We start from the raw sequence: 12,933 nt of genomic DNA, 5'->3' as shown, positions 1-12,933 counted from the left end.
GATAGACTGAAACGAAGTCTCAGATTTGAGGAGTGAACGATGAGTTCTGCCACCCCGTACGTCCCGCCGGTCTCCGACTACGCGTTCCTCTACCGCGAGGTCTTCGGCCGTGACATCGTCGCCGCGGCATCCGGCGGAGCGATCACTGCCGACGACGCCGTCGAGATCGTCTCCGGCGCGGGCGAGTTCGCCGCCGAGGTGCTCGCACCGCTCGACCGCCCCGGCGATCAGATCGGCGCCCGACTCGAGAACGGCGAAGTGCACCTGCCCGACGGGTTCGCCGAGGCTTATCAGGAGCTCGTCGCGGCGGGCTGGGTGAGTGCGACCGCCCCGGAGTCCGCGGGCGGCGATGGTCTGCCAGACTCCGTCGGAGCCGCGCTCGGCGAGATCTGGAACGCCTCGAACATGGCCTTCGCCCTGTGTTGGATGCTGGGCACCGGCGCCATCCACGCGCTCGACGCCGCGGCATCCGATGAACTGCGCGAGACGTACCTGACCAAGCTCGTCAGCGGCGAGTGGACCGGCACGATGAACCTCACCGAGCCCGAGGCCGGTACCGACCTCGGTGCGATCCGCACGGTGGCCACGCCGCGCGACGACGGCACGTTTTCGATCAGCGGGCAGAAGATCTTCATCACCTGGGGTGATCACGACGTGGCCGAGAACATCGTCCACCTCGTCCTCGCGCGCACTCCCGGTGCACCGGACGGAGCTAAAGGGCTGTCGCTGTTCGTTGCCCCGCGCACGCTTGTGAATGCAGACGGATCGCTCGGTGAACGCAACAGCGTCGAGACCGTGGCGATCGAGCACAAGCTCGGCATCCACGGCAGCCCGACCTGCGTGCTGTCGTACGAGGACGCCACCGGTTACCTCGTCGGCGAGCTGCACGGAGGACTGGCCGGCATGTTCGTCATGATGAACTCCGCACGGGTCGGCATGGGCCACCAGGCCACCGGCGTCTCCGATCGGGCATACCAGGGGGCCGCGGATTACGCCTCCGGACGACTGCAGGGTGCGGTGCAGGGGCGCCCGGCGGGCACTCCGATCGCGGAGCATCCCGATGTGCGACGCATCCTGCGCTCCATGTCGAGCCAGGTGTTCGCTATGCGCGCGCTCTCCGTCTATGTCGGTGACCTGTTCGACCGAGCAGGCAATGACGAAGATGTGCTGCGCATGGCGGAGCTGTTCGTGCCGATCCTCAAGGGCTGGAGCAGTGAAGAGGCCCTGCACGTCACCAGCGACGGCATCCAGGTCTACGGCGGCATGGGCTTCATCGAAGAGACCGGTGCAGCGCAGCACTACCGTGATGCGCGCATCACCCCGATCTACGAGGGCACCACGGCGATCCAATCCAACGACCTGATCGGCCGCAAGGTGCTGCGCGATCAGGGCGCGACCGTCGGCGAACTGTTCGGGGCGATCGACGAGACGGTCGCTGCGCTGCGCGCGTCCGGCGGCGATGTCGCCGGACGCATCGCCGAACGTCTCTCGCGAGCGCTGGATGCCGCACGACGCGCCACCGACGCGCTGCTCGCATTCGGGACAGGGCGCGATGCCTCGTCCGTGAGCGTGCCGTACCTGCTGCTGCTCGGCACGCTGGCTGGCGGATGGATGCACGCGCTCGCCGTCGTCGCGGTCGCCGCCCACGACGCACCGGAGGAGGCGGATGCTGCGCGCCTCACCGACGCGGACTTCTACGCCGCGCATCACCTCGCACGCGTGCACGCACTCGCTGAGACGGTGGCCGCCGGCGAGATCGCCTAGCTCGAATGAGAATCGCCCTGCCGCATGAAACTCATGTCGGCAGGGCGATTCTCATGCTGGAGGGCGATTCTCGCGGTCAGTCCTCGATCAGGAACTTCGAATAGGCCGACAGCGTCAGGAACGCGGGGAACTCGGAGCCCAGAGCGACCTCGCGGAAGATCTCGGCGGCATCGTCGAAGCGGTCACCGGCAGAGCGGGTGGTCTGTGCGAGCACCTCGGTGATCAGCCCCTCGATGTACTCCGGCGTGATGCGGGCGCCGTCCTCGGTGGAGCGGTCCTGGTGGATCCACTGCCACACCTGCGAGCGCGAGATCTCTGCCGTCGCGGCATCCTCCATCAGGTTGTCGATCGCGACGGCGCCGAGCCCCCGCAACCACGCCTCGATGTAACGGATCGCCACCGAGACGTTGTCGCGCACGCCCCGCGCGGTGATCGGGCGTCCGATGCGCAGGTCGAGCAGGTCAGAGGCCCGCACGTTCACGTCGTCGCGCTGCCGGTCGAGCTGGTTCGGGCGGTCGCCGAGGACGGCGTCGAACTCCGCCTGGGCCGTCGGGATCAGGTCGGGGTGGGCCACCCACGTACCGTCGAAGCCGTCGCCGGCCTCGCGCTTCTTGTCGGCCGAGACCTTTTCGATGGCCGAAGCGGTCACCTCGGGGTCGCGGCGGTTCGGGATGAAGGCGCTCATGCCGCCGATCGCGAAGGCTCCGCGCTTGTGGCACGTCTTGACCAGCAACTCGGTGTAGGCCCGCATGAACGGCACGGTCATCGTGATCTCGCTGCGGTCGGGCAGCACGAAGCGTGCCCCGCGGCCGCGGTAGTTCTTGATGATCGAGAAGATGTAGTCCCAGCGCCCGGCGTTCAGGCCCGCGCAGTGATCACGCAGTTCGTAGAGGATCTCATCCATCTCGAATGCCGCCGGCAGTGTCTCGATCAGCACGGTCGCACGGATCGTGCCGTGGTCGATACCGATGTACTCCTCGGCGAACGTGAACACGTCGTCCCAGAGCTTGGCTTCTTCACTGGACTCCAGCTTGGCGATGTAGAAGTACGGGCCGCGGCCGTTCTCGATCAGCGCCTGGGCGTTGTGGAAGAAGTAGAGGCCGAAGTCGACGAGCGACCCGGATGCCGCCATGCTGCGGCCCGTGCGATCGATGAAGGTCAGGTGCTTCTCGACCAGGTGCCAGCCGCGAGGGCGCATCACGATCGTCGGAGTCTGCTCGGCGGTGACCTCGTAGGTCTTGCCCGCCTCGTTCGTGAAGCTCAGCTCACCGCGGATGGCGTCGCGCAGCGACAGCTGCCCGCCGATCACGTTCTGCCAGGTGGGGCTGGTGGCGTCCTCCTGGTCGGCGAGCCAGACCTTCGCGCCGGAGTTCAGCGCGTTGATGGTCATCTTCGGGTCGGTGGGCCCGGTGATCTCCACGCGGCGGTCCTCAAGCCCCGGCCCGGCGCCGGCGACGCGCCAGTCGGCGTCCTCGCGGATGTGCTTGGTGTCGTCGCGGAACTGCGGATCATGCCCGCTGCCGATCTCGAACCGACGGCGCATGCGGTCGGCGAGGCGGTCATGCCGCCGGTTCGCGAACCGGTGATGCAGCTCGGTGAGGAAAGCGATCGCGTCAGGGGTGAGGATCTCGTCGAACCGGTCGCGCTGCGGACCGGTGACGGTGAGAGCCGGGCCCTGCTGGATCGTCTGCGTGGGAGCGGTGGTCGGGGGAGCGGTGGGAATGGTCATGATCGGAATCCTTTGGCGTTGAGACGGATGCTTGCGTTGAGACTCGGATGCTTCGGTTAAAGCGACGAGGAGATCGAGGGCTTGCCATCTACTCTCGGTGAAGTTCAAGGGGCCACATGCACATTCGAGGGGAGAAGAATTATGATTCTTCTGCTTTCGTGACAGAATCAGCCCCATGACCACCGTTGACGCCGAAGAAGACTCCGACGCCCTCACCATCGGCCGTCGCATCCGCCAATTGCGCACCGCGCGCGGGATGACCCTCGACGACCTCGCGTCCGCTGTCGATCGTGCGCCGAGCCAGATGTCGATGATCGAGACGGGTAAGCGCGAGCCGAAGCTGACGCAGCTGCAGGCGATCGCGCGTGCACTCGGCGTCGGCATCGACGCGCTGCTCGAGGGCGAGCCGCTCGATGAGCGCAGTGCCGCCGAGATCGCACTCGAGCGTGCGATGAAGGGGCAGACGTTCCAGGCGCTCGGCATCGATCCGTTCCGCATCGCCAAGACTGTGCCGACTGAAGCTCTGAAGGCGATGCTCGCGCTGCACAGCGAGATCGATCGGCTGAAGGATGAGCGCGCGGCGACCCCGGAGGAGGCCCGCAGGGCCAACGTCGAACTGCGGCACCTCATGCGCCGGCAGGACAATCATTTCGCAGAGCTCGAGGCGAAGGCATCCGAGATCCTGGCGGCGGTCGGACATCCGAGCGGCCCGCTGACCCAGCGGACGGCGTCCGAGATCGCGGCCTACCTCGGATTCACGCTGCACTATGCCCCCGACCTGCCGCAGACCACGCGCAGCGTCGCCGATCTGGCGAACGGGCGACTGTACCTGTCGAGCAGTGTGTCGGCCAAGGGTGATGCTCGCACTGCCGTGCTGCAGGCGCTTTCGAGCAGGATGCTGGGGCATTCCGAGCCGCGCAGTTATGCCGAGTTCCTTCTGCAGCGCGTGGAGACGAACTATCTCACTGGGGCGCTGCTGATCCCCGAGGCGCACGTCGTACCGTCGCTGAAGGATGCCAAGGAGCGCAGGGCGATCTCGATCGAAGATCTGCGCGACGCGTACTCGGTGTCATACGAGACGGCCGCGCACCGCTTCACCAACCTTGCGACCCGTCACCTCGACATTCCGGTGCATTTCCTCAAGGTGCACGAGTCGGGCACGATCACCAAGGCGTACGAGAACGACGACGTGAACTTCCCGACGGATCGCCTCGGCGCGATCGAGGGGCAAATGTGCTGTCGCCGATGGACGAGTCGGGTCGTGTTCGACGAAGACGACCGTTTCAACCCGTACTACCAGTACACCGACACCGGCAACGGCACCTATTGGTGCACGGCACGCGTCGAGTCATCCAGCGAGGGGATGCATTCGGTCAGCGTCGGAGTCCGCTTCGACGACACGAAGTGGTTCGTCGGGCGCGACACTTCCAACCGCGGTGTCTCGAAGCACTCGGTTGAGGTGTGCTGCCGCCGTGCTCCGGCCGACCTCGAAGAGCGCTGGCGCGAGCATTCCTGGCCGAACGTCAAGACCCCGCGCACGCTGCTTGCGACGCTGCCGACCGGATCATTCCCCGGTGTGGACACGACCGACGTGTACGAGTTCTTGGAGGCGCACGCGCCGCGCGCGTAGCGCTCCCCGACCGCGAGAATCAGTTTGCCGCATGGCAATCACCCCGTCAGCGCGAGCCTCATGCAGCAGGCTGATTCTCGCGGCTCAGCGGGCAGACTGCAGCAGAGCCCAGAGCTCGGCGCGGGCGGGGAACGAGGTCAGATCGAGGTGGAGCAGCTGGGCCGCCTGCGACACCCGCGATCGCAGGGTGTGCCGATGGATGCCGAGAGCCATGGCCGCTGACTCATAGCGGGCATCGTGCTCGAGCCAGACCCGCAGCGTGTGCTCCAAGCCCGGATCGGCCTCGCGCAGCGGGGCGAGTCGGGCTTGTGCGATGAGGGTGGCGTCGTCGGTGCGGAGTGCCGAGAGGATTCCGGATGACGCCGCCTCCGAGAACCGGATGACGCTGTCGCCTCCGCGCCGGAGCGCGCCGAGCGCCTGGCCGTGCGCGCGCGAGAACGAGGAGTAGTCGACCGGGTCTGATACTCCGATGCGGATGCCGAAGCGCGCAGCGGCCTCGTCGATCAGCGCGGCATCCGACTCGGGCAGACAGATCACGACGCCGGCATCCTTCACCGCGAGAAAAGCCCGTGATCCGCGCTCGGACCGCCTTCGCTCCCACCACTCCTCCAGCGCCCCGGGCACGGCATCCGGCGCCACGGCCACGATCACTGGCGCGGCGGGCAGCGCTCCGAGCACGCGCTGCGCGAGCGTGTCGTCGTCGGCGAGCAGCGACTCCAGCAGCTGGGTGTGCAGACGACGGCGTGAACCTTCGAGCTCGACGCTCTGCTCCAGAGCGAGTCCGGCCATCGCTATCACCGAGGTGACCACAGCCCTCGCCTCCGAGTCCAAGGACGGGGCGGCGATCGCAATCACGCCGCGCAGCCCGCGAGTGCGTCCGAGAGTGAACAGCTGCAGTGACTGCCCGTCGACGGCGATGGAGCGTCCGGTCTCCGTGCCGCGGGCGAGCATGTCGTCGACCTGGGCGGCGAGGTCATCGTGTGCGGCGCCGGAGATGCCGCCCGGAGGGTGCTCGAGGGTGAGAGCCCCCGACGCGTCGAACATGGCGACCCAGGCATCCAGCCTTCGGCCGAGTTCGGCAATGATCGCGACGAGGCCGTGCGGGCGCAGCGCGGCCACCGCCAGGGCGCGCTGCGTGTCCAACGCCCAGCTGCGACGCGCGAAGGCTTCCGCGGCCACCGCCTCGGCGTGCGCGCGGGCGACGGCGATGAACGGGGTGGCGTACGGCACCTCGAACAGGGGGAGCGCTGCCCGTTCGCAGGCCGAGACGAGCCCCTCCGGCAGATCCGGATGCCTCACACCGGTGCCGAATCCGAGACCGGCCACGCCGCGCGCGACGAGTCTGTCGACGTACGCGGATGCCGTCATCTGGCCGTCGAACTGGCCGCCCGTCGTCAGCAGAGCGAGGTCGTCGGCGAGGAACGGTGTGGGGTCGGCGAGGTCGGTGGAGTGCACCCAGCGCAAGGGTCGGTCCAGCGCGCGATCAGTGCCGGAGATGAGGCGCAGCCCGAGTGCGGAGGTCTGCACCAGCCCGCGAAGCGTGGGGTCGGCCATCGGGGTCCTCTATCTCGCTGTACATTCGGGCGAACTTCTAGGTCAAATTATACAGAGAGGCGAATGCATCCGTTCGCTCGCAGGCTTACGCTCGCGGTATGACCCTCATCGACTCCGACGCGACCGGCACCACTCCGACCGGAGGGCCGACGCTCGCCCAGGAGCGCCGCCTTGTCACCTCGCTCCCCGGCCCCCGGTCCGCCGAGATCCTCGCGCGCAAGGCCGAGGCGGTCCCTGTCGGCGTCGCGCACACCGTGCCGATCGCCGCCGTGGCAGCCGGCGGCGGAGTCGTACTGGATGCCGATGGCAACTCGCTCATCGACCTGGGCAGTGGCATCGCCGTGACCACGGTCGGCAGCGCGCATCCGAAGGTGGTGGCCGCGGTGGCGGCCCAAGCGGCGCAGTTCACGCACACCTGCTTCATGATCTCGCCGTACGAGTCGTACATCGAGGTCGCCGAGGCGCTGAACCGGCTCACGCCGGGCACCTTCGCGAAGAAGACCGCGCTGTTCAACTCCGGATCCGAGGCTGTCGAGAACGCGGTCAAGATCGCCCGCAAGCACACAGGCCGCTCAGCCGTCGTCGCCTTCGACCACGGCTACCACGGCCGCACCAACCTCACGATGGCGCTCACGGCGAAGTCGATGCCGTACAAGAGCGGCTTCGGCCCGTTCGCGCCCGAGGTGTACCGTGCACCGCTGTCGTATCCGTTCCGCGACGGACTCTCCGGAGCGGATGCCGCAGCTCTCGCCATCACGCAGATCGAAAAGCAGGTCGGCGCCGAGAACCTCGCCGCCGTTGTGATCGAACCGATCCAAGGGGAGGGCGGCTTCATCGTCCCCGCCGACGGATTCCTCCCCGCGATCGTCGAATGGTGCCGAGCGAACGGCGTCGTATTCATCGCCGACGAGGTGCAGTCCGGCTTCGCACGTACGGGCACCATGTTCGCCTCGGAGCAGTTCGGCATCGAACCCGACCTCATCACCACGGCCAAGGGCATCGCCGGCGGTCTTCCGCTCGCCGCCGTCACCGGCCGGGCGGAGATCATGGATGCCGCGCACGCGGGCGGCCTCGGCGGCACGTACGGCGGCAACCCGATCGCCTGCGCCGCCGCCCTCGCCGCGATCGACGCGTTCGAGAACGATGGACTGATCGAGCGCGCCCAGCACATCGGCAGCATCCTGGGTGACCGGCTGCGCGCGATGCAGACCGACGACCCGCGCATCGGCGACGTCCGCGGCCGTGGTGCGATGACGGCGATCGAGTTCGTCGATCCGGAGACGAACGCCCCGGATGCCGCGCTCGCTGGAGCCGTCGCCCGCGCCTGCATCCAGAGCGGTGTGATCGTGCTGACGTGCGGCACGTACGGCAACGTGATCCGCTTCCTGCCCCCGCTGTCCATCGGCGATGACTTGCTGAACGAGGGCCTCGACGTCCTCGCCGATGCGCTCGCCGCAGCTTGAAAACCGTGAAGGAGATCACCCATGAGCATCACCGCATCCGACGAGAAGACTCTGCTCGACAGCATCCCCACCGGCCTCTACATCGGGGGTGAGTGGGCGCCGGCGACCGGCGGCCGCACGTTCGACGTGCACGATCCGGCGACCAACGCCGTCATCTGCACGATCGCGGATGCGACGGCGGAGGACGGCATCCGCGCCCTCGATGCCGCCGCGGCGGCGCAGGACGAGTGGGCCGCCACTCCCGCCCGCACCCGCAGTGAGATCCTCCGTCGCGCGTTCGACCTCGTGCAGGAGCACAAGGAAGACCTCGCTCTGCTCATGACTCTCGAGATGGGCAAGCCGCTCGCCGAGGCACGTGGCGAGGTCGTCTACGGCGGCGAGTTTCTGCGCTGGTTCAGCGAGGAGGCCGTGCGCATCTCGGGCCGTTACGGAGCGAACCCCGAGGGCACCGGCCGCATGGTCGTCTCGCAGCGCCCGGTGGGCCCGTCGTTCTTCATCACGCCGTGGAACTTCCCGTTCGCGATGGCGACGCGCAAGATCGCCCCGGCGCTCGCCGCCGGCTGCACCGTCATCATCAAGCCCCCGGCACTCACGCCGCTGACGACGATCTTCTTCACCAAGCTGCTCGAGCAGGCGGGGCTTCCTGCCGGCGTCGTCAACGTCGTGCAGACCTCGTCGTCGTCGAAGCTCTCCGCACCGATCATCGCCGACTCGCGCCTGCGCAAGCTCTCGTTCACCGGCTCGACCGAGGTGGGCCGCAAGCTCATCGCTCAGGCCGCCGAGGGCGTGCTGCGCGTGTCGATGGAGCTCGGCGGAAACGCGCCGTTCGTCGTCTTCGACGACGCCGATCTCGACAAGGCGGTCGAGGGGGCGATGGCCGCGAAGTTCCGCAACATCGGTCAGGCCTGCACGGCCGCGAACCGCTTCATCGTGCACGCCTCGGTCGCGGGCGACTTCGCCGATCGCGTCACCGAGCGTGTGAAGGCGATGAAGATCGGTCGCGGCACCGAAGACGGCGTCGCGATTGGCCCGCTCATCGACGCGGATGCCGTCGACAAGGCCGGTCAGCTGGTCAAGGATGCCGTCGACAGAGGAGCGAGCGTCCGCGCCGGGGGCAGCGCCATCGACGGCGAGGGCACGTTCTTCGAACCGACCGTGATCACCGATGTGGCGAAGGGCAGCGACATCCTCCGCGAGGAGATCTTCGGACCGGTGCTCGCGATCGCGACCTTCGACACCGAAGAAGAGGCTGTACGTCTCGCCAACGACACCGAGTACGGGCTGGTCTCCTACGTCTTCACCGAGGACCTCGCCCGTGGGCACCGCATGATCGACGCGCTCGAGACCGGGATGATGGGCTTGAACGTGGGTGTGGTCTCCAACGCCGCTGCCCCCTTCGGCGGCGTCAAGCAGTCGGGCGTCGGCCGCGAGGGCGGTTTCGAGGGCATCCACGAGTACCTGTCCACGAAGTACACGCTGATCCCCAACTGAACGCCGATCCCACAAGTATTACCGGCACCCGCGAGAGGACGATGATGACCGCTTACGCCGTAACCAACCCCGCAACAGGTGAGACGACCGCCACGTACGACACGTTCACCGATGCGCAGGTCACCGATGCCGTCGCGCGGGCGGATGCTGCGGCATCCGTCTGGGCGGCGAAACCGGCGGCCGAGCGCGCGGAGGTGATCCGCCGCATCGCCCAACTGCACCGCGAGCGGAAGGACGAGCTCGCCGCGATCATCGTCAAGGAGATGGGCAAGCCGATCGCCGCCGCTGTCGGGGAAGTCGACTTCGCCGCCGACATCATCGAGTTCTACGCCGACAACATCGACAAGATCACCGGCGACCAGCCGCTTGAGATCCAAGGTTCAGGCACGGCGGTGGTCCGGCGGGCGCCGCTCGGGCCGCTGCTGGGGATCATGCCGTGGAACTTCCCCGCGTACCAGGTCGCGAGGTTCGCGGCTCCGAACCTCGCGGTCGGGAACACGATCATCCTCAAGCATGCACCGCAGTGCCCGGAGTCGTCCGCGGCGCTGGAGGCGATCTACCAGGACGCCGGTCTGCCAGACTGTGCGTACATCAACGTGTACGCCACGAATGAGCAGGCGGCATCGATCATCGCCGACCCGCGCGTGCGTGGGGTGTCGGTGACCGGGTCGGAGCGTGCCGGCGCTGCCGTGGCCGAGATCGCCGGACGCAACCTGAAGAAGGTCGCCCTCGAACTCGGCGGGTCGGACCCGTTCCTCGTCCTCTCGACGGACGACCTGGATGCCGTGGTTCAGGCCGCCGTCGACGCGCGCCTCGACAACAACGGCCAGTCCTGCAACGGCGCCAAGCGCTTCATCATCGTCGACGGTCTGTACGAGGAGTTCACGGCGAAGTTCGTCGCCGCGCTCGCCGCCGTGCAGGCGGAGGACCCGACACAGGAGGACACCGTGCTCGGCCCGCTCTCGTCCGTGGCGGCGGCCGAGCGGCTGCAGGAGCAGATCGACCGCGCCGTCGCTCAAGGGGCCACGCTGCTGACCGGTGGCACGCGCGACGGCGCGTTCTTCGCCCCGACCGTGCTCACTGGTGTCACCGCTGACATGGACGCGTACCGCGAAGAGCTGTTCGGGCCGGCCGCGGTCGTGTACCGCGCGGCGGATGAAGCGGATGCCGTGGCGATCGCCAACGGCACGCCCTTCGGGCTCGGGTCGTACGTGTTCACGACGGACGATGAACAAGCCCAACGCGTTGCCGACCAGATCGAAGCGGGGATGGTCTACGTGAATCTCGTGCTCGCCGACAGCCCGGAACTGCCATTCGGCGGCGTCAAGCGCAGCGGCACCTCGCGCGAGCTCGGGCTGCTCGCTGCCGACGAGTTCGTGAACAAGAAACTGATCCGCACGGCCTGACCCAGCCCGCCTTGCGTGGGGACGCTTCGACTCGTCGCTGGCGCTCCTCGCTCAACGCGTTTCGTCTTCAGCGCTTCGCGCCTGCGCTCAACGACCGGGGGCGCGCCGCCCTGCGGGGGTGCGGCGCCCTGCGGGGGGCGGCGCCCTGCGGGGGTGCGGCGCCATCGGGGGTGCGGCCATGCGGGGGGCGGCGCCATGCGGGTCGTTGAGCGAGCGCAGCGAGTCGAAACGGGTTGAGCGAGCGCAGCGAGTCGAAGCCTCGCGCCACAGTCAGACACGGCTACCGTCAGACACGGGCCCCTGCTGGCTCCGGCGAGAGTAGGGTCGGAGCCATGGTCACTGTCGCCGAGAACATCGTCCACACGCTCCGCGCCAATCACATCGACCGTGTCTACGGCATCCCGGGCGACTCGCTCAACGGATTCACCGATGCGCTCCGCAAAGACGGCACGATCCGATGGCTGCATGTGCGGCATGAAGAGTCCGCCGCGTTCGCGGCCGCTGCCGATGCGGCCCTCACCGGCGACCTCGCCGTCGTTGCCGGATCCTGCGGCCCGGGCAACCTGCATCTGATCAACGGGCTGTTCGACGCGAACCGTTCGCGTGTGCCGGTGCTCGCGATCGCAGCTCACATCCCTACCAGCGAGATCGGAACCGGATACTTCCAGGAGACCCACCCGCAGGAGCTGTTCCGCGAGTGCAGCGTCTACGTCGAGTACGTCGCCGACCCCGTGCAGATGCCGCGCCTCCTCGAGATCGCGATGCGCGAGGCCATCGAGAAACGCGGTGTCGCGGTGCTCGTGATCCCGGGCGAGGTCGCACTCGCCGACGTTCCCGTCGATCGCGCTGTCGTCGTCGATCGCGCCCACCCCGTGATCGTCCCCAACCCGCGCGAGCTCGAGAAAGCTGCAGAGCTGCTGAACGCTGCCAAGAAGGTGACGATCCTCGCCGGTGCTGGCGTCGAAGGGGCGCACGATGAGGTCATCGCGCTCGCCGACCGCCTGGGATCGCCGATCGTCCATGCTCTGCGCGGCAAGGAGTTCATCGAGTACGACAACCCGTTCGACGTCGGCATGACGGGCCTGCTCGGCTTCGCCTCCGGGTATCGGGCGATGGAGTCCGCCGACGCACTGCTGGTGCTGGGCTCCGACTTCCCGTATCCGCAGTTCTACCCGGACCACGCGACCACCATCCAGGTCGATATCCGCGGTGCACAGCTCGGCAAACGGCATCCGCTCGACTTGGGGCTTGTGGGTGACGTGCGCGCCACCGCGGACGCACTGCTCCCGCGCATCGCCGCCAAGGATGACCGTTCGCACGTCGAAGACGCCGTCGCGCACTACCGCAAGACGCGCGCCAAGCTCGACGAGCTGGCGGTGCCGTCAAAGGGCTCGAACCCGATTCATCCGCAGTATCTCGCACGGCTGCTCGACGAGGCGGCGACCGATGACGCGATCTTCACCGCGGACGTCGGCTCTCCCACCGTGTGGGCTGCGCGCTACCTCACGATGAACGGCCGCCGGCGACTGATCGGCTCATTCAGCCATGGCTCGATGGCGAACGCCCTGCTGCACGGCATCGGTGCGCAGACCGCTCAACCGGATCGCCAGGTGGTCGCGCTCGCCGGAGACGGGGGACTGGCGATGATGCTCGGCGAGCTCATCACCCTCACCCAGAACAAACTGCCGGTCAAGACGATCGTGGTGAACAACTCGTCTCTCAACTTCGTCGAACTCGAGATGAAGGCGGCGGGATTCGTGACGTACGCGACCGACCTCGAGAATCCGAACTTCGCCGCTGTCGCCGAGGCGCTGGGCATCTTCGCACGGCGCGTCGAGCGCAGCGAAGATCTCCCGGATGCCGTCGCCGAAGTCCTCGCCCACGACGGCCCTGCGC

General features: G+C 67.8%; 8 protein-coding genes. 6 read left to right on the top strand and 2 right to left on the bottom strand.

Going from position 1 to position 12,933, the window contains the following annotated elements:
• Positions 1-39 precede the first annotated feature (39 nt).
• Positions 40-1,764: an acyl-CoA dehydrogenase gene (locus tag ACTICP_RS07365; RefSeq protein WP_441890992.1), complete on the top strand. Its 1,725-nt coding sequence runs from the start codon at positions 40-42 to the stop codon at positions 1,762-1,764.
• Between the two features lie 76 nt (positions 1,765-1,840).
• Here ACTICP_RS07365 and aceB read toward each other — a convergent pair whose 3' ends face one another.
• On the bottom strand, positions 1,841-3,493 hold the full coding sequence (aceB, locus tag ACTICP_RS07360) for a malate synthase A (RefSeq protein ID WP_441890990.1): 1,653 nt from the start codon (positions 3,491-3,493) through the stop codon (positions 1,841-1,843).
• A 175-nt stretch (positions 3,494-3,668) separates the two neighbouring features.
• Here aceB and ACTICP_RS07355 point away from each other — a divergent pair, with 175 nt between their 5' ends.
• The gene (locus ACTICP_RS07355) at positions 3,669-5,123 is read left to right on the top strand and encodes a helix-turn-helix domain-containing protein (RefSeq protein WP_441890988.1); all 1,455 of its coding nucleotides are present in this window, start codon (positions 3,669-3,671) and stop codon (positions 5,121-5,123) included.
• A gap of 84 nt (positions 5,124-5,207) precedes the next feature.
• On the opposite strand, the gene ACTICP_RS07350 is transcribed toward ACTICP_RS07355, so the two are convergent.
• A complete protein-coding gene (locus ACTICP_RS07350) occupies positions 5,208-6,677 on the bottom strand; it encodes a PucR family transcriptional regulator (RefSeq protein ID WP_441890986.1) in 1,470 nt (489 codons plus the stop codon).
• 98 nt (positions 6,678-6,775) lie between these two features.
• Between ACTICP_RS07350 and gabT the strand changes: the two genes are divergently transcribed.
• From gabT to poxB, 4 genes are all read left to right on the top strand, one after another.
• Positions 6,776-8,140: a 4-aminobutyrate--2-oxoglutarate transaminase gene (gabT, locus tag ACTICP_RS07345; RefSeq protein WP_441890984.1), complete on the top strand. Its 1,365-nt coding sequence runs from the start codon at positions 6,776-6,778 to the stop codon at positions 8,138-8,140.
• Positions 8,141-8,161: 21 nt separating this feature from the next.
• Complete coding sequence (locus ACTICP_RS07340; RefSeq protein ID WP_441890982.1) at positions 8,162-9,631, top strand: NAD-dependent succinate-semialdehyde dehydrogenase; 1,470 nt, start codon at positions 8,162-8,164, stop codon at positions 9,629-9,631.
• Positions 9,632-9,675: 44 nt separating this feature from the next.
• On the top strand, positions 9,676-11,037 hold the full coding sequence (locus tag ACTICP_RS07335; RefSeq protein WP_441890980.1) for an NAD-dependent succinate-semialdehyde dehydrogenase: 1,362 nt from the start codon (positions 9,676-9,678) through the stop codon (positions 11,035-11,037).
• Positions 11,038-11,369: 332 nt separating this feature from the next.
• Positions 11,370-12,933 (top strand): ubiquinone-dependent pyruvate dehydrogenase (gene poxB, locus ACTICP_RS07330; RefSeq protein ID WP_441890978.1); only part of this gene is annotated, 1,564 nt, incomplete at its 3' end.

It is taken from the genome of Microbacterium sp. (genome assembly GCF_052102115.1).
Taxonomy (GTDB): Bacteria; Actinomycetota; Actinomycetes; order Actinomycetales; family Microbacteriaceae; genus Microbacterium.
This window is presented reverse-complemented; position numbering and strand designations above follow the sequence as displayed.

Bases quoted from the DNA above. Each gene is read 5' to 3' on its own strand.
- ACTICP_RS07365 (WP_441890992.1), top strand. From the start codon at position 40: ATGAGTTCTGCCACCCCGTACGTCCCGCCGGTCTCCGACTACGCGTTC.
- aceB (WP_441890990.1), bottom strand. From the start codon at position 3,493: ATGACCATTCCCACCGCTCCCCCGACCACCGCTCCCACGCAGACGATC.
- ACTICP_RS07355 (WP_441890988.1), top strand. From the start codon at position 3,669: ATGACCACCGTTGACGCCGAAGAAGACTCCGACGCCCTCACCATCGGC.
- ACTICP_RS07350 (WP_441890986.1), bottom strand. From the start codon at position 6,677: ATGGCCGACCCCACGCTTCGCGGGCTGGTGCAGACCTCCGCACTCGGG.
- gabT (WP_441890984.1), top strand. From the start codon at position 6,776: ATGACCCTCATCGACTCCGACGCGACCGGCACCACTCCGACCGGAGGG.
- ACTICP_RS07340 (WP_441890982.1), top strand. From the start codon at position 8,162: ATGAGCATCACCGCATCCGACGAGAAGACTCTGCTCGACAGCATCCCC.
- ACTICP_RS07335 (WP_441890980.1), top strand. From the start codon at position 9,676: ATGACCGCTTACGCCGTAACCAACCCCGCAACAGGTGAGACGACCGCC.